Origin of the sequence: Porphyromonas somerae DSM 23386, from assembly GCF_000372405.1 — a bacterium.
Classification (GTDB): domain Bacteria; phylum Bacteroidota; class Bacteroidia; order Bacteroidales; family Porphyromonadaceae; genus Porphyromonas_A; species Porphyromonas_A somerae.
Genome location: NZ_AQVC01000021.1, coordinates 1 through 23202 on the forward strand (window position 1 = coordinate 1; position 23202 = coordinate 23202).

At 50.0% G+C, this 23202-nt stretch carries 20 protein-coding genes; 2 read left to right on the top strand and 18 right to left on the bottom strand.

Going from position 1 to position 23202, the window contains the following annotated elements; translation table 11 throughout:
* Positions 1-302 precede the first annotated feature (302 nt).
* Positions 303-1661 carry a dihydrolipoyl dehydrogenase gene (gene lpdA / locus A3GK_RS0105310; protein WP_018028436.1) on the top strand — a complete coding sequence of 453 codons (1359 nt, stop codon included), beginning with the start codon at positions 303-305 and terminating at the stop codon, positions 1659-1661.
* Between the two features lie 76 nt (positions 1662-1737).
* Complete coding sequence (locus tag A3GK_RS0105315; RefSeq protein ID WP_018028437.1) at positions 1738-3159, top strand: C69 family dipeptidase; 1422 nt, start codon at positions 1738-1740, stop codon at positions 3157-3159.
* Positions 3160-3373: 214 nt separating this feature from the next.
* On the opposite strand, the gene A3GK_RS0105320 is transcribed toward A3GK_RS0105315, so the two are convergent.
* The 18 genes from A3GK_RS0105320 to A3GK_RS0105405 form a co-directional block, all read right to left on the bottom strand.
* The gene (locus tag A3GK_RS0105320; protein WP_018028438.1) at positions 3374-5332 is read right to left on the bottom strand and encodes a tetratricopeptide repeat protein; all 1959 of its coding nucleotides are present in this window, start codon (positions 5330-5332) and stop codon (positions 3374-3376) included.
* 296 nt (positions 5333-5628) lie between these two features.
* Positions 5629-6108: a DUF3127 domain-containing protein gene (locus A3GK_RS0105325; RefSeq protein WP_021902772.1), complete on the bottom strand. Its 480-nt coding sequence runs from the start codon at positions 6106-6108 to the stop codon at positions 5629-5631.
* Positions 6109-6145: 37 nt separating this feature from the next.
* Positions 6146-7138: a tryptophan--tRNA ligase gene (gene trpS / locus A3GK_RS0105330; protein WP_018028440.1), complete on the bottom strand. Its 993-nt coding sequence runs from the start codon at positions 7136-7138 to the stop codon at positions 6146-6148.
* A gap of 234 nt (positions 7139-7372) precedes the next feature.
* The gene (gene rpmF, locus A3GK_RS11235; RefSeq protein ID WP_021903113.1) at positions 7373-7552 is read right to left on the bottom strand and encodes a 50S ribosomal protein L32; all 180 of its coding nucleotides are present in this window, start codon (positions 7550-7552) and stop codon (positions 7373-7375) included.
* A gap of 17 nt (positions 7553-7569) precedes the next feature.
* Positions 7570-8100, bottom strand: coding sequence for a YceD family protein (locus A3GK_RS0105335; RefSeq protein WP_018028441.1), 531 nt, complete (start codon positions 8098-8100; stop codon positions 7570-7572).
* Positions 8101-8466: 366 nt separating this feature from the next.
* Positions 8467-9222: a biotin--[acetyl-CoA-carboxylase] ligase gene (locus tag A3GK_RS0105340; RefSeq protein WP_018028442.1), complete on the bottom strand. Its 756-nt coding sequence runs from the start codon at positions 9220-9222 to the stop codon at positions 8467-8469.
* Positions 9179-11698, bottom strand: a complete 2520-nt coding sequence (locus A3GK_RS0105345) for a YfhO family protein (RefSeq protein WP_018028443.1) — start codon at positions 11696-11698, stop codon at positions 9179-9181. The genes A3GK_RS0105340 and A3GK_RS0105345 overlap by 44 nt, the downstream gene beginning before the upstream one ends.
* Before the next feature lie 3 nt (positions 11699-11701).
* Complete coding sequence (locus A3GK_RS0105350) at positions 11702-13171, bottom strand: CCA tRNA nucleotidyltransferase (protein ID WP_018028444.1); 1470 nt, start codon at positions 13169-13171, stop codon at positions 11702-11704.
* Positions 13172-13210: 39 nt separating this feature from the next.
* On the bottom strand, positions 13211-15262 hold the full coding sequence (locus A3GK_RS0105355; protein ID WP_018028445.1) for a tetratricopeptide repeat protein: 2052 nt from the start codon (positions 15260-15262) through the stop codon (positions 13211-13213).
* 2 nt (positions 15263-15264) lie between these two features.
* Positions 15265-15819, bottom strand: coding sequence for a peptide deformylase (gene def / locus A3GK_RS0105360; protein WP_018028446.1), 555 nt, complete (start codon positions 15817-15819; stop codon positions 15265-15267).
* Positions 15819-16256: a Holliday junction resolvase RuvX gene (ruvX, locus tag A3GK_RS0105365; RefSeq protein ID WP_018028447.1), complete on the bottom strand. Its 438-nt coding sequence runs from the start codon at positions 16254-16256 to the stop codon at positions 15819-15821. The genes def and ruvX overlap by 1 nt, the downstream gene beginning before the upstream one ends.
* Positions 16241-16714, bottom strand: a complete 474-nt coding sequence (folK, locus tag A3GK_RS0105370; protein ID WP_018028448.1) for a 2-amino-4-hydroxy-6-hydroxymethyldihydropteridine diphosphokinase — start codon at positions 16712-16714, stop codon at positions 16241-16243. The genes ruvX and folK overlap by 16 nt, the downstream gene beginning before the upstream one ends.
* A 10-nt stretch (positions 16715-16724) precedes the next feature.
* Complete coding sequence (queA, locus tag A3GK_RS0105375; protein WP_021903106.1) at positions 16725-17780, bottom strand: tRNA preQ1(34) S-adenosylmethionine ribosyltransferase-isomerase QueA; 1056 nt, start codon at positions 17778-17780, stop codon at positions 16725-16727.
* Positions 17781-17805: 25 nt separating this feature from the next.
* Positions 17806-18549 carry a tRNA pseudouridine(55) synthase TruB gene (gene truB, locus A3GK_RS0105380; protein ID WP_018028450.1) on the bottom strand — a complete coding sequence of 248 codons (744 nt, stop codon included), beginning with the start codon at positions 18547-18549 and terminating at the stop codon, positions 17806-17808.
* 3 nt (positions 18550-18552) lie between these two features.
* The gene (locus tag A3GK_RS0105385; protein WP_018028451.1) at positions 18553-19401 is read right to left on the bottom strand and encodes an undecaprenyl-diphosphate phosphatase; all 849 of its coding nucleotides are present in this window, start codon (positions 19399-19401) and stop codon (positions 18553-18555) included.
* A 3-nt stretch (positions 19402-19404) separates the two neighbouring features.
* Entirely contained in the window at positions 19405-19680 is a 276-nt protein-coding gene (locus A3GK_RS0105390) for a DUF3098 domain-containing protein (RefSeq protein WP_018028452.1), read from the bottom strand.
* 9 nt (positions 19681-19689) lie between these two features.
* Positions 19690-20580 carry a cell division protein FtsX gene (locus tag A3GK_RS0105395; RefSeq protein WP_018028453.1) on the bottom strand — a complete coding sequence of 297 codons (891 nt, stop codon included), beginning with the start codon at positions 20578-20580 and terminating at the stop codon, positions 19690-19692.
* A gap of 900 nt (positions 20581-21480) precedes the next feature.
* Positions 21481-22632, bottom strand: coding sequence for a DNA polymerase III subunit alpha (locus A3GK_RS0105405; protein ID WP_018028455.1), 1152 nt, complete (start codon positions 22630-22632; stop codon positions 21481-21483).
* Positions 22633-23202 lie beyond the last annotated feature (570 nt).

Genomic DNA, 23202 nt, shown 5'->3' on the forward strand with positions numbered 1-23202 from the left:
GAGGGGTCGGACAACCCTATCTCTAGGTCTGACCCCTCAGCCGGGGTCAAGCAGGTGGTGAATATGCTCTTGCACACAGGTCGTTCGGGGCTAACTCCCCTCCGACCTGTGCCTATTTAAGAGGGACCTCTGCCGAGGTCCTTACGCCATTATCCTCAACAGATTGTATATCATCAATCGCACAATAGTCTTTTCTAATGCGTAACCCCTGCATCAACTTATGTTTTTTGATGGAGTTTGGGGAATAATGTGTATCTTGTGGAGGTAACAGAATATCTAATCACTAATACAATATATATAGTATGAAAAAATATGACTTGGCTGTGCTAGGGGGTGGCCCAGGGGGCTACAATGCAGCAGCTATCGCGGCAAAAGCTGGACTTAAGACGGTACTCTTTGAGAAAAACAAGGTGGGGGGCGTTTGCCTCAACGAAGGGTGTATCCCTACCAAAGCACTGCTCTATAGTGCCAATATGCTGGATAGCATCAAGGAAGCAAAGAAGTATGGCATCAATATAGAAGGGGAAATCACTGCCGATTACAAGAAGGTGGTGTCGAGGAAGTCTAAGATTGTCCGTAAGCTGGTGGCTGGTGTGGCTCAGAAGCTCAAGAGTGCTGGCGTGGAGACGGTAGAGGCGACTGCTACTCTCGTTGGTGAGAATGGCGATGGGGTGCTGATCCGTGCCAATGACGAAAGCTATGTGGCAGACAAGGTGATCTTGGCTACTGGCTCTGAGGCGTTTGTACCTCCTATCTCTGGTCTAAGTGAGGTGGAGTATTGGACCAGTCGTGAAGCACTTGATACCAAGGAGCTACCTGAGAGCATCTTGATTGTGGGTGGAGGTGTGATTGGGATGGAATTTGTCAGCGTATTCAATAGCTTTGGAGTACCAGTCACAGTGGTGGAGATGATGCCAAAGATACTAGGCCCTATGGATGGCGAGATATCTAGCCATCTTCAGGCTGAGTACGAGAAGCGTGGCGTGAAGTTTTATCTCAATACCAAGGTGGTGGCAGCTTCTGCTAAGGGGTTGACCGTGGAGCTACCCGATGGTACACAGCAAGAGCTAGAGGGCGAGCGTATCTTGGTGAGTGCCGGTCGTAGAGCGGTGCTGAAGGACCTAGGACTAGATGCCCTCAATGTAAAGGTGGAGCGCAATATCATTGTGGATGAGTATCTCCGTACCTCCAACCCTCGCATCTATGCGATTGGTGATGTGAATGGGCACTCTATGCTGGCACACACCGCTATCCGTGAAGGGGAAGTGGCTGTGAAGCATATTCTTAGTGGCGAGGGCGACCCAATGCGGTATGATGTGATCCCTGGTGTAGTCTATACGCACCCTGAGATTGCAGGGGTAGGAGCCACTGAGGAGGAGCTACAGAAGAAGGGCGTTGAGTACAAGGTACTCGGCTTACCTGCTAGCTTTGCTGGCCGATTTGTGGTGGAGAATGAGGGAGGCAATGGTCTCTTTAAGCTGCTTGTCGATGCTCATGATGGGCGTATCCTTGGCGGGCACATGATCGGTAACCCAGCCTCTGAGTTCATCGTGACCATCGGTATGGCGATGACTGAAAATCTAACGGTCGAAGGACTGAAACGGCATGTATTCCCACACCCAACCGTGTCGGAAATCGTGCATGAAGTACTCTTCGAATAAAAGACAAAGGGGCGTATCAGCTAGATACGCCCCTTTTTTCAATAGTAAGAAAGTAAATTAAAAATAGGATTGAAGTATGAAAGAAGAAATGAAGAAGTATCCTTCGGAGTGCACTACGATTATCGTGGGTAGTCAATTGATGGAGGATGGCTCTATGATTGCTGCCCGCTCTGAGGATTGGGATGCAATGGTGGCTAAGAATTTGGAAATCTTTGAGACGACCGATAACGGACCTGAGGAGTTTGTGGCAAAGGAGACGCCATTTAGGTGCCCTCTCCCTAAGCATCGCATTGGTTACTCTGCCCTTTCGCCTTACCACCTTCATGGAGAGTGGGGTAGTGCAGGATTTAATCGTGCCGGCGTGGGGATGAGTGCCACGGAGAGTATCTTTAGCTCTGAAAAGGCACTCGCTTGTGACCCTCTTGTGGAGAGTGGGCTGGGGGAGAATTGTGTCTTCAATATCGTCCTGCCCTATATCACCACTGCACGTGAGGGAGTGGAGCGACTAGGCGCTTTGATTGAGGAGTACGGAATTGCTGAGGGCTTCGGAATTAGCTTTATCGATGAGCATGAGATGTGGTACCTTGAGACCGCCTCTGGGCACCGTTGGCTAGCAACTCGTATCCCTGAGAATAAGTACTTTGTCTCTGGCAACCAGAGCCGGTTTAGGGACTACGACCCAAAGGATAAGAAGAATTATCTCGCCTCTAGTGATTTGATTGACTTCGCTCGTGAGCATCAGCTCTTTGAGGGTGTGTTTGACTTCCATACCGCTTATGCTAGGGATGAGAAGCTGGATACCACCTACAGCTATCCACGTGTATGGTATCTCCAGAAGCTCTTTACACCTAGCAAGGAGCAGGACGTGACTAAAAATGACTTCCCTGTCTTCTTGGGTTCGGATAAGAAGTTGACACTCGAGGATATCAAGGCGGCATTCCGCACGCACTATAATGATACGGAGCACGACCCTTATCTCCACAGTAATCCTAAGGAGAAGTGGAGACCTATCTCGATATTCCGCACAACTCAAACGCATATTTTGCAGCGGAAGCCTAACCTCCCAAAGGAGATCGCACAGGTGGACTATATGTGTGAGGGAATGGCGGCACTCGGTATCTTTGTGCCCCTCTATGAGGGCATCTCTTCCTATCCAGAAGCGTGGAGAATAGGGGGTGGTGTTTCGGATAATCAGTCGGCTTACTGGCGGCTTCGCCATGTACAGACACTCGGTATGGTGGATTATAATCGCTATGCACCTATCATCAAGGAGACCTATCGGAAGCTAGAGGAGGAGATCGCTCAGCGTGAGCAGGAGATGATTAAGGAGTATCTTGCTATTTATGAGGAGCGTCCGCTAGCTGCTAAGGACTTGCTACAAGAGTTTTCCGACCGTATGCTGAATAAGGTGTTGGAGGTGACCGATGAGCTGACGGAGCACCTATTTACCTTGATCGCAAAGCACACTATGGAGACTTACGAATTCCACGGTGCTTGATCATAGATTAGCTGTAATACAGAAGAGAATGTTGCACGAAGGATGAGATGCAAGGCGCTGAGGATGAGGCCGAAGGGAGCGTACTCACGTACGTGACCTAGGCCGAATGCCGAAAGCAACGCAGCAGATCGCCTTCGTGCAACAGTCTCCAAAAAGAGGGTGCGTGTGAATAGTTATCACACGCACCCTCTTATATTATATTATCGGGAGCCTACTACACTTCGAAGTAGGGCTCAATAGATAGCGTCACAAAGCTGTACTTTGCTTGTCCGGTAAAGCGATCTTTGTGCCGCTGTTGGAAGCCACGTACAATCACGTTATCTCCCACTGATAGCTCTACTGGAGCCACTGATAGATTGACGAAGCTGGGGGTGCCTTGCTCTGTATGGAGTAGGTATTGATCCCCTCGGATATCCTCTACCACTGCCTTAAGAGGATTGAATGTAAGGATGGCTTCGGTAGGATTTACCCTTTCAATATGGTAGATAAATTCGCGTGCTTGTGGGGTATTATTGCCCTTGCGTATTTGTTTCTCGATAAGAAGAACAAAGCGAATAAACTCTCCCTGTGTATATTCATTGGGTTGTCCAGGAAGGTAGTGGTGACGGCTATTGCTATCCATCACGTGGTAGGCGTGTAGTGCTTCGCTATAGCCATTGATCATCCCTACTTGAGTGGGGAATAACTCTTTGGGATCACTCTCTTCGGAGAGGGTGAGCTGTACTACCTTGGTATGCTTGCGGTGGCGCTCTAGTAGCTTGACCATATAGATGTTGCCCCTATTGTCTCCAGGGAGTATGCCTGACTCCTTGGGGGTGACAAGTGCTGTCTTGCCCTCTGGGGTGATTAATTTGAGCATAGGCACTACTTGGTTGGACTGATCTTTGAGCCTCATCGCCATCGCATCGTAGACCATCATTGGCACCTCTGGTAACTCTCTAAAGATGTGTGCTAATGCCGGACGAGATAGGGTATAGTAGAGGTCTTTATTGTCTTTGCTTTGCACGGTATCGCTAGGGATCTTTGCCATGAGGGCAGGGTGCTCTTCGGGCAGTGTGCGTGCTTTCTCAAGGCAGATCTGTGCCACAAAGGAGAGTTCTCTGAGTGCCTCTGCGTACATTTCCTTCTGTATCAATAGCTTTGCTAGCTCGATCCTAGCCTTGGTAATGTACTCGCGGTAGTCGTCCTTTTCCTCCCTAAGTGCCATGCAAAGTGCCCCGAGGCGTATCTCGGGATCGTCGGTGAGGTAGGCATATTCTGCCCATGCCATAGGCTCTTCACTGTCTTGTAGCAGGAGTTCGTAGCGAAGTAGAGCCTCCTGCTCTGCACCTTGTAGTGCCATGATGCGTGCCTTGGAAAGCTGTGCTAAGCTATCCTCAGGGAAGTAGCTGATTGCATCGCTGAGTAGCTGTAGGAGTGGTTCCGGTACCTCTTTGAGCTCTTCGACAGTTAGCTCAGTGGTGGCTGTGAAGAGTACCTCCTCGCCTAGAGCTCGCTCGATATCACCATAGCCTGCTTTGCCTCTCTGCCAGTCCTCCTGGCGAAGGTTGGCATAGCCCCATTTGCTCAAAAGCTCTACAAAGTTTAGGTGATGACCAAATGCTTTTTTCGCCTCCACGGCTATTTTAAGCATCCTAGAGTGTAGCTCTGAGGGGCGATCATTATGTAGTGCTAGGTAGTGGTTGTAGGCACCCGCAAACTCTTCGAATGGTATATGCTGGTAGTACCTTGAAAGGAAGCAGTAGATTATCTCAGCATAGGCGGGATGAAGTGCTTCATCGGGGGTCGCATTACTTTCCTCGAGCCATTCGAGAGTGGTATTGAATATCTCTTTTACTCGGACTCTATTCTTTGTCTTTTTGGCTTCCTCTGCTAGGCTAGCAAGTTCGCTATAATGAGGAATAAACTCCATGCGGAGAGCTGAGAGGGACTCTTGTGCCACATTAGCAGTGGCTCCCATATATCCCACGATCTGCTCCATCTGCTCTAGCAGTCTTTGGGCTTCCTCTCTCTTTTCCTCATTAATCTGTTGTGTAGCTAGGTCTTTCAACACCCAAAATAGTGCCGAGGCAGACCATTGGTCTTGATTCTCTTGGTAGTCTTTTTGGGCTAGTGTTAGTGCATCTGTTAGGTTCCCTTCTTGGCGTAGTGCCATGACCTCTTTAAATCCCATAACAATCTCTTCCTTTCTTTCTCTCTCTTTGTGATTTCTTTTGTCTGCTCTCTTAGTAGGATATCACAGGCTCCAGTGGTTTTGAGTCGACTGTTTTTGTGTTGTACTATTAGTGTTGGTTGGTGTCGCTCGGCTATGAATGCCCTGGAGGTATCTCCTTTTATCTCTCTTTGTATATAACTTTAGCTTTTCCCAAAGCTTGTTCTCCCCCGTAGCTTGGTGGTAAATAGGTCAGTAGCAACTAGCTTTCTCGTGGGAGAAAGACTAGTAGCTACTGTCACTTTTCTGACTTTTATTTAGAATGGCAGGTCGTCGCCACCCCCTTGTTGTGGTCCAAATGGGGCATTGGTGCCTGGCATTTGTGTAGCACCTTGCTGTGGTTGCTGTGGCTGTTGAGGTTGCTGTGGCATGCCATATCCTGGCTGAGGCATCCCGTAACCTGGTTGCTGAGGCATTCCGTAGCCCTGTTGCTGTGGCATCCCCTTCATGATGTTGCGGGCATCGGCACTAGTATACCAACGCTCTTGGTACTCACGGCTCGATAGCTCGTAGGTGACGGTCACGTCCTCACCCATTTGGAGATTGGCAGCGTCTATCCTATCCTTGCCCCATATTTGGAAACATACTTGCCTAGGATACTGAGCGTAGGTCTCGATTACGAATTCCTGTCTGTACCACTTTTCTCCAGGCTTGTGTTTGCTATCTCCTGACACAAGAGGAAGTATTTTGATCACCTTGCCACTTAGGGTGTTTAGATTGTCTGTCATTCCGTTCATTTTCTCGTTCTCTCTATTATCTGTTCTTGATTTTGTGTTATCTCATCTTAGGAAATCCTATGATCTCTCTTGCCATCTCTACTGTTTGGCGGGCATTCTCCCTTGCCTTTTCAGCTCCCTCTTTGGCCACTCTCTCAAGGAGGTCGGTATCTTTTCGATACTCGATGATCCTCTCGCGGATGGGAGCACAGCAGGCATTGATATCCTCTGCCAATTGCTTCTTGAGGTCGCCGTACCGTATCTCGCACTTATTGTAAGCCTCATCAAAGTGCTGGTAAGTATCGGGTGTAGAAACGATGCTCAGGAAGGTAAATAGATTGGCAATTGGCTCTGGTTTAGGTGAATTGGGCTCTGTAGGGCCAGAGTCGGTCACCGCTTTCATCACCTTCTGCTTGATGGTCTTTTCGTCGTCCATCAGATAGATCGCATTGCCTTCGCTCTTACCCATTTTACCAGAGCCATCTAGGCCAGGTATCTTGAGTGCCTCCTTGCCAAAGCTAAAGGACTCTGGCTCGGGGAATAGGTCTACCTCGTAGATATGGTTAAAGCGACGGGCAAACTTCCGTGCCATCTCCATGTTTTGCTCCTGATCCTTACCTACTGGCACCTTGTGTGCTCTGTGCATCAGAATGTCCGACGCCATGAGAGTAGGGTAGGTTAGTAGCCCTGCATTGACATTGTTGGGCTGCTTACGGGCCTTGTCCTTGAATGTGGTGGTACGCTCTAGCTCACCGAGGTAAGCATTCATATTGAGGTACATATACAGCTCCAGCACCTCCTTTACATCGCTTTGCACGTATATCGTAGCTTTATTGGGGTCTAGCCCACAAGCGAGGTACTCGGCTAGGATGGTATGTGTATTATTGAGGATATTATCGGGGTGTGGGTGCGTAGTCAGCGAGTGCCAATCTGCGATAAAGAAATAGCAGTTGTACTCATCTTGCATCTTAAGGAAGCTCTTCATAGCCCCGAAATAATTACCTAGGTGTAGGTTGCCAGTAGGGCGAATCCCACTCAATACCGTCTCCATATACAATTATATTTTATCTCTAAATCTAATAGCTACTTGCCAGTCACGTCACTTATTCTCCTTCTCAATATCTATGAAATAACTTATGGCATCAGCAGCAGGGCAAAGGTACTCAAATAATATCAAATAGTATTTATATCTGTAGTTGATTTGTGTATCTAGATGCTAATAATAAATGGAGCTACAGCCGAAAGGGCTATAGCTCCATTTATTATTCTCCAAGGAGAGAGGGTTTTATGCCTCTACCTCAATAGCGATCTGACCTCTATAGTAGCCGCACTCTGGACATACAGTATGGTATACGTGATAAGCACCACAGTTTGGGCACTTAGCTAGAGTAGGTGCAGTAGCTACATCATGGGTTCTACGCTTACGGGTCTTGGACTTTGATTGACGTCGTTTAGGATGTGCCATATTGATATAATCTCTATTTAGTTATTATTTTTATTCTTATTTATTTTCTCCTTCAGCTCTGCCCACATTGGGTCGTGTGGGTTGTTTTCTGTGGGTGGTTCCATCTCTAGGTGGCTCACCACTTCAGGGTCGCACTCACTGATATCCTCATGTACTCTTATGGATGGCAAGCTTAGTGCCAGGAGCTCGTATGCTATCCACGAAAAGTCATAGACTGGATCCTGAGCATCGAGAGTGATTTCCTCGTCGTTTTCGTCATCAAGAGCAGAGCCAAGTATCACCTCCACATACTCTTCGGCCTCTACATCTAGCTCCATTGGGGCTAGGCAACGATCGCACTCCACAGAAACTATCCCACTGTAGCCAAAGGTCAGTTTGAAGCGATTGGCGGTGAGTGGAGCTACTGTGAGCACGAGGTCTACGTCACCCCCTAAAAGCTCTGTCGCCTCGACCTCATCAAAGAAGTCGTCTCCTAGGTGGAAGCTGTAGCTCTCAGTCTGCTTTGGAGGGTGCGTGAAGTCAAGTGTCAAGTGATTATACTTATCCATCTTATCTCTTCTCTATGCAATATAGGATATACCTATATAAAACGTGGCAAAGTTACAAAAATATGTGGCAAGTACCAACTATTACCTCGTTGGGTTACTAATTTTAAGGATGCCATCGAATGCAAATGCCTTTATCTAAGCAATAAAATGAAAAATATAGCTGAATATAGGGCGGTCTAATGTGCCTTTGTAACCCATTGATATTTAATATACTATGAAAGCGAAAACTTAGTTGCATCTCAGCGATTGCTTAGTTGCATCTCGTCAATTGCTTAGTTGCAACTCGCCGATTGCTTAGTTGCATCTCGGATTTTGCTTAGTTACTATTGTTCAATCTGCCCGATTTATGAACGTGTTTCCAAGCTACTATAATATGGTGCTGATCTCTTTGAAGGCAAAGTGCTCTTTGCCCCTCGTGGCTGACTCAATCTCTAGCAGCCCATTGGGGAGTACTTGTTGGATCGTGCCGAGGAACCGCTCGCCAGATGGGAGCTGGTATTCTTGCTCCTGTTGGTAGCCGTATAGGTGTTGGTGATACTGTTTTCGGAGTGCCTCTACATCGTCCGCGAGCCTTTCCATCTCGTGCTGGAGCAGTTGAGCTATCTCTCGAACCATTGAATGGTGCCACGCTTCGTAGTTTTCAGGAAAGGTAATGCCTTCGAGTGCCAAAGAAGTGGCTACTGGGTGGTAATCTCCAAATTGAGTCTGCTTCACATTGAGCCCAATCCCCACAATAGTGTAGTTGAGTCGGTCGCCTAGCCATTCATTTTCCGTGAGAATGCCTGCGATCTTACGCCGGCCTATTAGGAGGTCATTGGGCCACTTAATGGCGATCTCGGCGGGTTGAATATAGTGCGAGAGGAGAGAGTAAAGTGCTAACGAGGTGACTCTATTGAGGTCAAAGGTGGTGACCCCATGTGGTAGCTCCGGACGTAGTAAGATAGAGCAAGAGATGTTTTTCCCTGGCTCACTCTCCCAGCTATTGCCTCGCTGCCCTCGCCCTGAAGTTTGGGTGTGGGTATCTACTATGGTGTATGCTGGTAGCTCGGGATCCTTTGTGAGTAACTCCCGGAGGTAGTTATTCGTTGATCCTATCTGCGCTAGGTGTATCAGACTTTCCATGCTTTCTCTGTCGGATGTAGTAGATAACGGTGCCGATGCCCGCCAATAGGAGGAGTAGGTTGCCAATATTAGCGACCAACTCGGTGGTGTGCAGCGTTTTGGGATCAAAGACAAACTCAATCTGATGCTGCCCCGCAGGAACCACTAAGGCACGGAGTAAGTAGTCGGCCCTTAAGATCTCTGCTGGTGCTCCATCGATAGTGGCGTGCCAACCGTGTGGATAGTAGATTTCGCTGAAAACGGCGAGCCCCTCTTGTGCGTTACTGCTTTGGTAGGTAACCCTATTGGGGCTGTAGCTTGTGAGCTTTATCTGTGCAGTGCTATCGGGGATAATGGTGGTGGGCAGATGCTTTGCAAAGTCGCTTCCTACCACAGCTACCTCCTGCAGTGATACCTTGCCGATGGTGGTAAATTCATCATCGGGGGTATCCACCTTTTGAGCCTTGGAGACAAACCAAGCATCTCCGTAGGTGTCGGGGTCAGCAATGGCCACTTCTCGGCCAAGGCTATCAGGGATAATGTAGTACTTCGTATTGAGTGCCCTAAGGATATTGAGGTCTTGGTGCACTAGGTACCCCTCAATCAGGTCTTGATACCTCTGCAGTTTCGCCGCATGGTAGCCGCCTACTGAGCGGTGATTGTAGGAGGTGGTGGCGTCATTGAAGGTATTCACCGCAAGATTGAGCACTCTGAATTGAGTGGTATCGGCAAGGATTATCTTATCGGCCTCTGTAGTATGGGATACCTTTGCTTGTACGCTTCGCTGTGGTAGGTACTTCTCATCATTGAGGTACCGCTTGTCTACACTCCAAAGGTCTACTAAGATGAGTAGGAATAGAAGGGAGAGCATCCACTCCTTATTGAGTTTCTCCTTTTGATAAAAGTAAAGGATGCCGATGCCGAATAGTAGCACTATGATGGTACGCAGTGCATCGGCCTTGAAGATGCCTTCGCGCACCTGCTCAAGGGCACTCCGCACAAGTGCCACCTCTTGTTGTTCTACCGTAAGGGTGCTGAAGGTCTCTGCTTCAGCACGGCTAAGGAAGCCTCCTGATAGACTTGGAGCTACCCACATCAGGAGGGCGATTCCAAGGGTGAGGGCTACCGAAATGATAGCGGCCTTTTTGTGCTCTTTGAGTAGCTGTGGCTGGGTTGTAAGCAGATATAAGGCCCAAATGGCGAAGAGGGGTAGGGTAAATTCTGCCACCACTAGTATTGATGAGGGGGTGCGGAACTTATCGTAGAGGGGAAAGTGATTGATGAATAATTCGCTCAGCCACATCAGATTGTGCCCCCACGAGAGCATAATGGTGAGCAGGGTGACCACCACCAAGCCCCACTTCATCGGCCCCTTGGCTACGATCATCCCGAAGATGGCGAGTAGTAGCACAATGGCTCCGACGTAGACTGGCCCAGCGGTAAAGGGCTGGTCGCCCCAATATCTATTTTGCTGCGCCACGATGCCGACGAGTTGTGGGTCGCTAACACCTCCATTTTGTGCCTCCTCAATGCCGATGTATCCCGAGGCACCTCCCTTGGCATCGGGGATTAAGAAGGTAAGCATCTCATCAATGCCGTAGCTCCACTGTGTAATATAGGCGTGGTCAAGGCCCGTAGTGGTGGCCTGCTTATCAGTCGCCTGGTCCAGTACCGTAATCTCTCGCCCACCTCGCATCGTCTCTTGGCTATACTGATAGGTGTGGTAGAGACTGGTGCCATTGATTGCAATGCCCACTAATCCCGCAGCGAGTGCGGTACCAGTTGCCTTTGCGAAGTGCAACCACTCTTTTTTGCGTGCTGCCTCGATGCCCCACGCCACCACCATTGCTACCATTACGAAGGCGAAGTAGTAGCTCATCTGGATATGATTGGAGTAGATCTGCAGGGCAGTGAAGAGCCCAGTGACGAAGAAGCCGAGGAGATACTTTCGCCGATGAAATACCAGTACCAGTCCAGCAATTGTGGGTGGAATATAGGTGAGGGCTAGGAGTTTCCAGATGTGTCCAGCATCAATTAGGATTAGGAAGTAGCTTGAGAAAGCCCACATAATGGCCCCACCAATAGAGAGCAGCCGCTTCAATCCCCAGCTACGCATGAAGATATAGAAGCCTATGAGTAGCATGAATATCAGGTAGCTATCCCCAGGTAGGAAGTTGAGGAATGGAAGGCGAAGGCGGTAGAGGTTTTGAGCCACCTTGATCCCCTCTGCCGAGGGGTAGGAGGGGGAGATTTGGTAGGTGGGCATTCCCCCAAAGAGGCTACCAGTCCAGTAAGAGCGTTCGCCAGTCTCCGCTTTGTACTCCACCACATCACGCCCAGTACCTGAGGCGGCGGCACCATCGGCCTGAAAGAGTACTCTGCCCTCGAAGGCAGCAGGGGTGAAGTAGGCAAGTGAGATGACTAAAAATAGCAGTACCACACCTATTATATAGCCCCACGGTTTGAACTTTAACTGGGATATTCCACTCTTCTTCATATCTTATGCCTCTAATCTATTGACTACTTTGAACTCTGGGAACTGCTCCTCCACGAGCTTGTACATATATTCTAGTGCCGCTTCTCTCTCATTGGGGATGACTCCATCAAGTATGGCGTCTTTGATCTGTTCTTTGATTAAGCCCAGCTCTCTCCGTGGGGTGAGCTGGTAGATATGCATGATATCATTGCCACTGACGGGTGGTTGGAAGTTGCGAATCCGATCCTTCTCCTCTATCTCTACCAACTTCTCTCGCACCAGGGCGAAGTTCTGTAGATACTTCTGCACCTTCGCAGGGTTTTTACTGGTCAGGTCGCACTCACAGAGAGTCATTAGGTCGTCGATATCATCTCCCGCTTCAAAGAGAAGGCGACGAATAGCCGAGTCGGTCACCCCTTCATCGGCGAGCTGAGCAGGCCGCATATGCAGGCGAACGAGCTTTCGGATGTACTCCAAACGCTCTCCTAATGGAAGCTTGATGCGACGAAAGAGTCTAGGCAACATCTTCTGACCAACATAGTCGTGGTTGTGGAAGCTCCACCCGATGCCCGACTCAAATCGCTTGGTAACAGGCTTCCCAATATCGTGAAAGAGGGCGGCAAGGCGTAGGTAACTATTGTCGCTCACCTTCGCTACGTTATCCACCACTATGATGGTGTGTACGAAGTTGTTTTTATGCCCGATGCCCTCCTTGGTCTCGGCTCCTTTGAGTGCCGAAACTTCGGGGATATATTGATCCATCAACCCTGTCCGCTGCATCAGTCCTAGCCCTATTGAGGGCTTGGGAGAGTCAATGATCTTCATAAATTCCGTCGTTACACGCTCTATGGAGACCACTGGCGGCTTGAGCCGCTTCGCATTTCGGCGGATGGAGTTAAAGGCTTCGTCACACACCTGAAAGTTGAGCTGACTTGCAAAACGTACTGCTCGCATCATACGGAGTGGGTCGTCCGAAAAGGTCTGGTCGGGGTCTAGCGGTGTGCGGATCACGCTATTCTGTAGGTCGGCAATTCCGCCAAAAGGATCGTGGAGGGTGCCACGCTTCTCACCATTGAGTGTAATGGAGAGGGCGTTGATAGTGAAGTCGCGTCTTGCTTCGTCCTCCTCAAAGGTTGCCTCCTCTACAATCGGCTTGCGACTATCTTGGCGGTAACTCTCTTTTCGGGCACCTACAAACTCCAAGTCCAGGCCATGCCAGTGGATTTGTGCGGTGCCGAACGACTTGAATACCGATAGTTTGGCACCCTTGCCAAGTCGCTGAGAGAGCTCTTTGGCGAGGCGAATGCCACTGCCGAGGGTTACGAAGTCGAGGTCTTGCTTGAGCTCTCCTTTGAGGATAAGGTCGCGCACGGCTCCTCCCACTAGTCGCACCTCTTGCCCCACCTCATCCGCCGCCGCTGCGATGGTAGAGAGGAGTTGCTCACCAAGTTTCTCGGTAAGTTGTTGATATATGATGGATGGTTCTTTACTCATCTTGATAACTCTTCACTTTTCAATTCAAAGGGCACTCGCCTACTTCATCCGCTTGATGATAGAGTAAGCCTTGAAGTAGCCCAAAGCTCCAGCCTGGCTAAGGTCATTATCCCCCAATTGCTTCTCCCCGATAGCATAGTGGCAGAGCCCTCTATTGAAGTAGGCGGAGCCTAGTGTTGGCTCTAGTTTAAGCACCTGATTGTAGTACTCAATCGCCTCGCTATAATTGCCCATGGATGCCTTGATATAGGCAATGTTGAATAGGGCCGGCACATAATTAGGGATTAGCTCAAGCACCACTTTTAGGTCGGTAAGTGCCTCCTCCGAAATGGCTTTCTTCTTGAGGTACTCCTTAGAGAGGGTGCTATTCATACTGATTCCGAGCCTATTTTGGCTATTCCTTTCTCCGTCCTTGGCACTCTCTGCCTCGTAGGCAAGGATTCGCGAAGTGGCTCTTTGGAAATAGGGCGCTGGGTCATCGGGTATCGCCTCAATAATCTGCCCCATCGTCTGCACCACAGCATCGTGATCCTTAATGGTAAGTTGGTCGAGAGCCAGATGCATCATTGCTTCGGCAGAGTGGGGGATGCTGAGGTCAAAACTATCCACTGCATTGATGTGCTTCTGCAACTCCGCTTGCGATAACTGCGGTAGATGCTCCACTACCAGCACACCATACTCCTCAGTAGGTAGCCCAATGGCCGAGGAGTAGGCCGTATTGGTATTGGTCTTCAGTTGCTTATCCACCGCCACATAGTAGGAGAGTGTAAAGAGTGGCTCTGGCTCTATCAGTACCTCTCTATCCTGTATACGACCACGGATACCCTGCTCCTCGGTGTAAAGCTCATCATACGCCTTTTGCTGGCTAGCATAGACGAGCGACCTAAACTTTTGGATATTATCATCCTTCTCGCTACGTACCCGCTCCGTTTCCTCTGCCAGTGCAGCCTGCTTTGCTTGTTGTGACGTGGCCTTTTGGAGGGTACCTTTGTCATAGGTCATCTTCGAGGCAAGGTAAAGGTCCTCCCGGGCCGCCTGCGACTTCCCTTGTCCCGTTCGGGCATCTGCACGCTCTACAAGAGCTGGCAAGAAGGTAGGGTAGCGCTCAATGATTCTATCCAAATCGGCCTCTGCTACTTGGTAGTCGCCGATTTGGTTTGAGATTATGGCACGGTTGAAGAGAGCAAAGTAGTTATTCGGCTCCCGCTGCACCACCTTATTAAAGTCCTCCTGTGCCGCATTGATTTCTCCCACTTGGCTCCGCAGTAGTGCCCTATTGTAGAGTGCCAGCGTATTAGTCGGATCCAGTTCAATGGCAATAGAATAGTCCGCCATAGCCCCTTTGATATTGTATTGCTGATACCTCACAATCCCTCGATTGAGATAGAGCTCTGCCCTATCTGGCATATACTCCATCGCCCGATTGATGTACCCCTCCGCTTCGCTATAGTTCCCTCTGTCGTACGAGATACCTGCCATCGAGAGGTAAGCCCCCGAGAGGGTGGGTGAGATAGCAAGAGCCTTCTCAAATAGATCGATTGCAGCCACTGTATCCCCTCGCTCTAACTGAAAACCACCATCTATCATATACCCCTCAGCATAATCAGGATAATAGCGATGGAGGTGATCCAAAGTCGCCCTCGTGCCGATGCTATCCTTCAATGCCATCCGAAGCAAAGCAGAGTTGTGGAGTGCCCCTTTGTGGTCGGGATTATCCTGTAGCACCACCTTGTAATCTTCCAACGCAAGGGAATCCTTGCCGAGCGTGTGCCGACTGATGGCCCTAAGGTAATACGAGCCTACTAGAAAGGGATTTCGCTCAATGGCGGCACTGCTATCCGCTTCCGCTCCTAGGTAATCATCTAGTGAATACTTAGAAAGTCCGCGATAATAGTAAGGTTCAGCGAGATATGGTGCACTCTGTATGGCCGAATTGAAGTATTGTATCGCCAGTACATAGTCCTTAAAATAGATCGCGTTCTGCCCCACAGAGATCACCCGTTGGGTATCTATCTGTGCCTGCAGAGCTAGGGTACTCCCACCTAGGAGCCCCATCACGATCAGCACCACTCTCCAAAAACCTTTCAACATATCTACTTCGTAATCACCTTGTAGTGAGCCCTTACTTGCCCACGACTCATCTTCTGTAGCTTCCGCTTAATCATCGCCTTCCGCATTGGGTTGACCCTGTCGGTAAAGAGCGTCTGCTCCAGATGGTCGTACTCATGCTGTATCACCCGAGCATTAAATCCCGAGTAACTCTCCTCGTGAGGCACCATCTGCTCATCTAGGTACTTAATCGTAATCTGCTTGGGGCGATCTACATTTTCATTCAGCCCTGGTAGACTGAGGCACCCCTCCTGCATCGTACAACTCTCCTCGCTGTACTCCGTGATAGTAGGATTGATAAACACCTTCTTAAAGCCCTTGCTATCGGGGAAGTCGTCCCCCAGAGGATCCGCATCGACCACAAAGAGACGGATCGCCTTCCCCACCTGAGGGGCTGCCAATCCCACCCCATCCGAGGCGTACATTGTCTCAAACATATTCTCAATTAGCTTCCCCAGCGACGGAAACTCCTCCTCCGTCACCTCCCTCGTCTTCTCTCGTAGCACCTCTGTGCCATAGACATATATAGGTAGTTCCATTACTTCTTCTTATACTTCTCTTGATATATTCTACTCTCCATAAATCCTTGTAAGATGATTACCGCACTCACCTCATCGGCAATTCCCTTTTCACGGCGCTTCATCTTTCCCAGCCCCGCATCTATCATCGCCCTTTGAGCCAACACCGTAGTAAATCGCTCGTCAAACCGAACCACCTCCACCGTTGGCAAAAGTTTACGCAGACGGTTCACCACCGGCTCAATATACTTCACGCTCTCCGAGTCAGTGCCGTCGGCCTGCTTTGGCTCCCCCACTACAATCAGGTCGATAGGCTCCTTTTCAGCATACTCCTTGAGCCATTGAGCCACCTCGTGAGTGGGCTGAAAACCGAGCCCATTCGGCACTATCTGAAGCAAGTCAGTAGCGGCTACTCCCGTTCGCTTTCGCCCAATATCGAGTGCTACAAGGCGTCCCATAGCAGCTGCTGTATTGTCTTTCCCGTCACCGGGTCCACCACGTTGGGCGCTATCTCCGCCAGCGGTTTGAGTACAAACAGACGCTCCCTAAACCTAGGGTGCGGGATCGTGAGTCCCTCCTGCTCCACCACTTCGTCACCGTAGAGGATAAGGTCGAGGTCAATACTCCGATCCTTGTAGATGCCCGAGTGGCTCTTCTCGCTCCGTCCTAGCTCCCGCTCTATCTCTTGCGTCACCTCTAGCAGTTGGCTTGGTGAAAAAGCGGTCACCCCCTCCACCACTTGATTGAGGAATAGATGCTCCGACTCAAAGCCCTCCGGCTCCGTCTCCAGCACCTGCGACTCCGCCACCACCTCCACACCCCTCATAGAGAGCTGCTGGATAGCTTGCTTTAGCGAGGCACCTCGATCTCCGATATTCGAGCCAAGAGCAATAAAAACCGTCTGCTTCACACCCATTCTCTTATCCTTACAGAATCAGCATGGCATCGCCATATTGCCCGAAGCGATACCCCTCCTTCACCGCTGTCTTGTAGGCCTTCATCACCTTGTCATAACCTCCAAAGGCAGCCACCAACATCAGCAACCACGAGTAAGGCATATGGAAGTTTGTCACCATCGCATTCTGTAGCCCATAGTGGTATTCAGGGAAAATAAACTTGCTCGACCAGCCATCGTACGGCTTCACAAATCCATCCATACTCACCGCCGTCTCAAGTGCCTTTGCCACCGAAGTCCCCACAGCCACGATACGCTTCTTTTGCTCTACCGCCTTATTGATCGTGTCGCAAGTCTCCTGATTAATAATCATCCGCTCCGACCCCATCTTATACTTCGAGAGGTCATCCACATCAATCTCATCATACATCACCCGGCTAGTGTGCAGTGTTAGCGACGTAAATCGTATATCCTTTAGCTCAAAACGCTTTATCAGCTCCCTACTGAAGTGAAGACCAGCTGCTGGTACCACTACCGCCCCCTCCTCCGTAGCATAGATTGTCTGATAACGATCCTCATCCTCAGGCTCTACTGGTCGGTGGATGTAGTCGGGTAGGGGCGTCTCTCCTAGCGAGAAAAGAGCCTCCTTAAACTCATCGTAGGTGCCGTCGTAGGCAAACTTCAATATTCGCCCCCTCGACGTGGTATTATCCACCACCTCCGCTACCAGCTCGTCATTCTCACCGAAAAAGAGCTTATTACCGATACGTATCTTACGAGCCGGGTCCACCAACACATCCCACAGCATCGGTTCATTCAGCTCACGGAGGAGAAATACATCGATCATCGCATTCGTCTTCTCCTTATTTCCCACCAATTTAGCAGGGAATACCCGAGTATTATTCAGCACAAATAGGTCATCCTTCCCAAAGTACTCTAGGATCTCCTTAAATTGCTTATGCTCTATTTCCCCCGTATCCTTATGGAGTACCAAGAGACGGCTCTCATCCCTGTGTTTTTCAGGGTATTGTGCTATCTGCTCCTTAGGAAGCTTAAAATTAAAGTTCGATAGTTTATACTCCGCCATATTCATATATTCCTCCTTTTCCTTCTTAGTCAATAGTCATACGTTCCTCAATATACTCCTCAAACTGCTCCACCCCAATTCCCTCCGATGCTCTAAACTCCCCCACCGATTCACGGCGAAGGGCGGTCAGATAAGCACCACACTCTAGCGACCTCCCGATATCCCTTGCCAAAGCCCTGATATAGGTTCCCTTGCCACACACCACCCTGATGCGAATGTAGGGTAAGCTGTACTCCAGTAGCTCAATGCGGTCAATCCGCACCTCCTTCGCCTGTAGCTCCACCCCCTCTCCCTTTCGGGCCAATTCATAGGCACGGCTACCCGCCACCTTCACCGCCGAGAATATTGGTGGCACCTGCGGTATCACTCCCTCGAATTGCTTCAGCACCTCCTCCACCTTTTCCCTCGTGATATGCTCCGTGGAGAACGTGGCATCCTCTTCACTCTCAAGGTCAAAGGAAGGCGTCGTTGCCCCCAGCTTCAGCGTCGCCGTATACTCTTTCGGCAACTTCTGTACCTCCTCTATCCGCTTCGTGTATCGGCCAGTGCAGAGCACCACCACCCCCGTAGCAAGTGGGTCTAGCGTCCCCGCATGCCCCACCTTAAGCCGCTTCACTCCGAGCTTTTTACAAAGTAGCCACCTAAATTTATTCACCACATCAAAGCTGGTCCACTTGAGTGGCTTATCCACCACCACAAAGGTACCATCCGAAAAGATATTCTGAGGCACTTCGTGCGACTTATGATCTCTTTGGCTCTTTTGCATCATTCACTAAACTAGGGCTAGCTCCACCCCCATACTCATTAATACAAGTATCACTCCGCCTACCAAGATACGATAAACTCCAAAGGCAGCAAAACCGTGTCGCTTGAGGTACTTGATAAAAGTCTGTATCGCCACCATCGCCACTATAAAGGAGACTACATTCCCGATGAGTAGTGTGACCCAATGCTCCTGAAGGATATAGAGCGTATCGCTTTTCCAAAACTTGATCACCTCCAGTACGAAAGCTCCTAGCATCGTAGGCACAGCGAGGAAAAAGCTAAACTCTGCCGCCACCTCGCGCTTCAGCCCTACCGACATACCGCCCACGATCGTAGACATACTCCGCGACATACCGGGGCAAAACATCGCAATGGTCTGGAAAAGCCCAATGGCAAAAGCCTTGCCATACGTCACCTCCTCCTTGTGATTGTTGCGAATTAGGCGGTCAATAAAGAGCATCACCACACCTCCAATCAGTAGATTAAGAGCGATGATCCACACCTTGCCCAGTGCCTCATCCACCCAGTCATTAAAGAGCAGACCCAGTATCGCAGCAGGCACCACTCCCACTACCAGTAGAAAGTAAAAACGAAAACGACTCAGCCCCCGCCGCCACTTTCGCTCCTCATGCCACATATCCTGAGGAAGGTCAAAACGAAAGAAACGTTTGAAGTAGAGCACCACCACCGAGAGGATTGCCCCAAATTGGATCATCACCGTAAACGCCTTCACATAGGGGGTCGGCTCCATGCCCATCAAGGCCTGAGCTATCACCAGATGTCCCGTGCTGGAGACCGGCAGGAACTCCGTGAGCCCCTCCACTATTGCCAGTATGATCGCTTCTATTATCGTCATAGCTTACTTCTCCTCCTTCCCTGAAGATTTCTTCGCTCCCTTGCCACGCCACAGCAGAGCCACCAGTAGCCCTACATACCCTAGCGTCAGCACCACAGGAGCCACCCCAATGCGGGTGCTATTGAATACCTCCGCGTTGAAGCTCACTCCGTCCTCCGACTTACCCCCGGCCAAAAGTAGATACCCCACCACCAGCACCGCCACCGATGCCAGAGCTATGTAGAGGTTCACCTTCCCAAAGCCGTATCCTTTGATCCTTTTATCTTCCCTACCTTCCATATCTATTCACTATGCTCTGTAGAGCTTGTTTACATCCATTCTTAGGTACCTACTTACCGCTGCAGTAGCCGAAAGCCAACTGATTACCACGCCCAGCACTAGCACCACTGCCAACACTATGAGCCCACTCTCCACGGTCAGTACTGACCTTAGGAGAGGATAATGATTTCGGACATAATACCAGCCCCAAGTGAGGAAGCCACCAGCTACGATGGCCGCCATCACACCACTCCAGATATTGTACCAGACAAAGGGGCGGCGGATAAAGCGTGAGGTGGCACCCACCAGTTTCATCGTGTAGATCAAAAACCTCCGTGAGTAGATCAAGAGCCGAATGGTGTTATTGATCAGCACCATAGAGATGAGTAGCAGTAACCCCGAAAGTAGCGCCATCACCAGCGTCAGCCCACGGATATTATCATTCAGCTTATCCACCAAGTCCTGCCGATACCCCAGTGATTGCGTCAGTCGATACTGCTCCAGTCGGCGCTCTACCAATTGTAGACTATCCGCCGAAGCTACATAAGCCTCACCAAGCGTGATCTCAAAGGTAGGTGAAAGGGGGTTCCAACCGAGAAACTGCTCTGGGTTTTCTCCCAGCTCCTTCGTGAGTTCCTCCAACGCCTCCTCCTTAGAGTGCAGTACCACCTCTCGCACAAAGGGCTCTTTCCTCAGGTCCCGCTGCATCTGTGCCACCTCGTCGGGGTCGGCATCGGGCGTCAGAACTACGTTAAACGTTACCTGCTCCCGCACATAGCTACTCAAGCCACTGCCTACCAAACCAAGGAGTACCACCAAGCCAAGCAAAAAGAGCACCATCGAGATACTGATGATGCTGATCACCCGCGAATGCCAAAAGCTACCAACCCTGCCAAGACCACCCCTTTTATCTCTACTCATAAAATATCTATCTACCTTACACTTATAGCCTCCACACCATAATATGCAAATCTACTAAATAATCACGACTGCACAATAAAATCACGACCGTGATGTTCAAGACAGAAGGTCCGACTCGTCTGACCTGTCCGACTTGTCCGATAAAGGTGCCTCCTCTCGAGGTACCTTCCTCCTAAATAAATAGCCCATAATTTCCTCTAGATAGTAGAGCAAAAGTGGAGTTGCAACTAAGAAATCGGTTAGTTGCAACTCGTCATTTGCTTAGTTGCAACTAACCGATTGCTTAGTTGCAACTCGGCTGAAGCGTTTTTACTGCCCTGTATTTCAATGGGTTACAAAAGGTTGGATTTATTGCCTCCTGACAGCCCGCTTGAGCCTATGTTCCCCTGCTTCTTGATGCCAAAAGAAAAGCCCTTGAAAGGCGGTTCAGTCAGCAGTCCTATCGCACTGGCCCTGACCTATCTTTCAAAGGCTATTTTCTCCGACAAAGTTGCTAAAAGCAGTGGCACCTACAAAATCAATCGTGGGCTACTCCAAGCAGGGGTTACGCATTAGAAGGTCTTACCATGAATGACCTCCCCTCGTGGGAGGTCAGACGGATCATTGCCTCTAGTCGAGGCTCGTAGAGCCGATGACTAGGGGGCCAAAAACCCGAACCACCCCTACCATTCGACCCCTTGTGGGTCGGACAACGCATTCTAGGATTAATCTGATGCGGTTGTCCGACCCGCAAGGGGTCGTGGGATAGGGGGGGATGACCGTTGATCCCCCGGTTGTTCGGGGGCCTAGCCCCCTCCGACTCGGGGGCTAGGATCCGTCGGACCTCTGCCGAGGTCCTTACTCATAGACACCCCGCTAAATACCATACGGCGTGAACTTTCTAATTCGTAACCCCTGTAGCTACTCCAAGGGGTAGTGGGTGTTGAGGTAGCTCATCTGGTAGGCGAGCAGAGTACCGCCTACGATGTGGCTTTTATTGATTGTGAAGGGGGCTATCCTTACCCAGTCACTCCAGACCTTTTCAAGTGTCCTTTTGTCATATCCCCTCTCTTGTCCACCAGCGAGGAATTGGCTTCGCATCTTGGCAGATTCGTCGGTTAGCCCACGATATAATAGTAGACGAAGTCTGTCCGACTCCCCAGGGGAGAAGTTGGCAATCGTTTGTGCCAACTGCATTATCTGCTCTTGGTAGAGAGTGATACCATAGGTTTCGCTGAGGTATGGCTCCATCACAGGGAGGAGGTAGTTGATCGGCTCCTTGCCTTGCTTTCGGGCGATATAGGTGGGGGCGATCGCTTCCCCTCTGCTGTATAGGGTGGCGATGGAGAGCATTAGGTCATTAATGCTATCGGGTTTTATCTCTTTCCAAAGCTGTTGTAGGCGGGAGGCTTCGAGGAGATAGAACCTCCCTCTACGCTCTTTGCCAATGGATTGGAGCGTATCGGGGTCGTTGGTAGGGATCGCTTCAAGTTGGATCTCCTTTCCTAACCGATGCTTTATTTGCTCCATGCGATCTTGGAGCCATGTGAGGTGGCTGAGTGTGAGCCATCCTATCCTTATCGCATCAGAATCATAAAGGAGGGTGTAGGGGTGGTCCTCCTTACGCTGTGGCAAAGTACCTCTCTCGCTTACTTCTATGTCTATGCTCACTTTGCCTAGGGCGTCGGGGTTGAGGAATCGCTCGAAGAGGAGCCCGAGCTTTAGGGGATCCACCCTCGTAATGCCTAGCACATAAAGCAACAAAGAGCTAGGGGCGGTGCCTCGGCCATTGCCGATTAGCACCCCTTGTTGCTTAGCTTTGACTATTTGCTCGTGGAGCATAGCAATTTGAGGGGTGATGCCCGCCTCCTCCACTGCTCCTAGCTCTAGTGCTAGCCGTTGTTGGATCTCGGTGGAGAGTGGTGCACAATACCGCTCCTCTGCTCCCTTGGTAGCTTGATAAAGGAGGTAATCCTTAGGGGATTCAAAGCAGATAGGATTTGGGCGGGAAGTTAGGGTGCTAGATATCTTCAGTTCTCGCTTCCTTTTTTGTCCGTTCGTTGATTTAATCATGGTTGTTTGAAATTAATAGTTATGATACTTCAGTTTGCGTCCTTTCTCTATATATACGAATGAGAAAGAATATCAAATTTTCATCCGTTGTTCACCCTCCCCCTCCCTCCCCTCCCCAATGGTTGCAAGACCTTTCCAGTGCATCTACCTTGCATGCGTTCAGGGGTGACGCATAAGAAAGTTCTTGCCGTATGCTTTTTAACAGGGTGTCTATAAGTAAGGACCTCGGCAGAGGTCCGATTTGTCGTAGCCCCCATTCGAGGCTCGCAGAGCCGATGAATGGGGGTAAATAAGGCGACCAAAGCCTACGACCCCTTGTGGGTCGGACACCCTATTCTAGGATTAACTTTGATGACTTAGCTCCTATTGTCCGACCCGCAAGGGGTCGAATATATACGTGTGCCATTGCTTACCCCCCAGTCGTTCGGGGCTAACGCCCCTCCGACGTGGGGGCTACGACAAATCGGACCTCCTCGCGGAGGTCCTTACCCATTGACTCTCTGATGAATGCCTCGTAGTAAGACTCTTCTAATACGTAACTCTTGCTTGTGTTGGAGATTTCGGTGGCTG

Coding starts and splice junctions, on each gene's coding strand:
- lpdA (WP_018028436.1), top strand. CDS start 303: ATGAAAAAATATGACTTGGCTGTGCTAGGGGGTGGCCCAGGGGGCTAC.
- A3GK_RS0105315 (WP_018028437.1), top strand. CDS start 1,738: ATGAAAGAAGAAATGAAGAAGTATCCTTCGGAGTGCACTACGATTATC.
- A3GK_RS0105320 (WP_018028438.1), bottom strand. CDS start 5,332: ATGGGATTTAAAGAGGTCATGGCACTACGCCAAGAAGGGAACCTAACA.
- A3GK_RS0105325 (WP_021902772.1), bottom strand. CDS start 6,108: ATGAACGGAATGACAGACAATCTAAACACCCTAAGTGGCAAGGTGATC.
- trpS (WP_018028440.1), bottom strand. CDS start 7,138: ATGGAGACGGTATTGAGTGGGATTCGCCCTACTGGCAACCTACACCTA.
- rpmF (WP_021903113.1), bottom strand. CDS start 7,552: ATGGCACATCCTAAACGACGTCAATCAAAGTCCAAGACCCGTAAGCGT.
- A3GK_RS0105335 (WP_018028441.1), bottom strand. CDS start 8,100: ATGGATAAGTATAATCACTTGACACTTGACTTCACGCACCCTCCAAAG.
- A3GK_RS0105340 (WP_018028442.1), bottom strand. CDS start 9,222: ATGGAAAGTCTGATACACCTAGCGCAGATAGGATCAACGAATAACTAC.
- A3GK_RS0105345 (WP_018028443.1), bottom strand. CDS start 11,698: ATGAAGAAGAGTGGAATATCCCAGTTAAAGTTCAAACCGTGGGGCTAT.
- A3GK_RS0105350 (WP_018028444.1), bottom strand. CDS start 13,171: ATGAGTAAAGAACCATCCATCATATATCAACAACTTACCGAGAAACTT.
- A3GK_RS0105355 (WP_018028445.1), bottom strand. CDS start 15,262: ATGTTGAAAGGTTTTTGGAGAGTGGTGCTGATCGTGATGGGGCTCCTA.
- def (WP_018028446.1), bottom strand. CDS start 15,819: ATGGAACTACCTATATATGTCTATGGCACAGAGGTGCTACGAGAGAAG.
- ruvX (WP_018028447.1), bottom strand. CDS start 16,256: ATGGGACGCCTTGTAGCACTCGATATTGGGCGAAAGCGAACGGGAGTA.
- folK (WP_018028448.1), bottom strand. CDS start 16,714: ATGGGTGTGAAGCAGACGGTTTTTATTGCTCTTGGCTCGAATATCGGA.
- queA (WP_021903106.1), bottom strand. CDS start 17,780: ATGGCGGAGTATAAACTATCGAACTTTAATTTTAAGCTTCCTAAGGAG.
- truB (WP_018028450.1), bottom strand. CDS start 18,549: ATGATGCAAAAGAGCCAAAGAGATCATAAGTCGCACGAAGTGCCTCAG.
- A3GK_RS0105385 (WP_018028451.1), bottom strand. CDS start 19,401: ATGACGATAATAGAAGCGATCATACTGGCAATAGTGGAGGGGCTCACG.
- A3GK_RS0105390 (WP_018028452.1), bottom strand. CDS start 19,680: ATGGAAGGTAGGGAAGATAAAAGGATCAAAGGATACGGCTTTGGGAAG.
- A3GK_RS0105395 (WP_018028453.1), bottom strand. CDS start 20,580: ATGAGTAGAGATAAAAGGGGTGGTCTTGGCAGGGTTGGTAGCTTTTGG.
- A3GK_RS0105405 (WP_018028455.1), bottom strand. CDS start 22,632: ATGATTAAATCAACGAACGGACAAAAAAGGAAGCGAGAACTGAAGATA.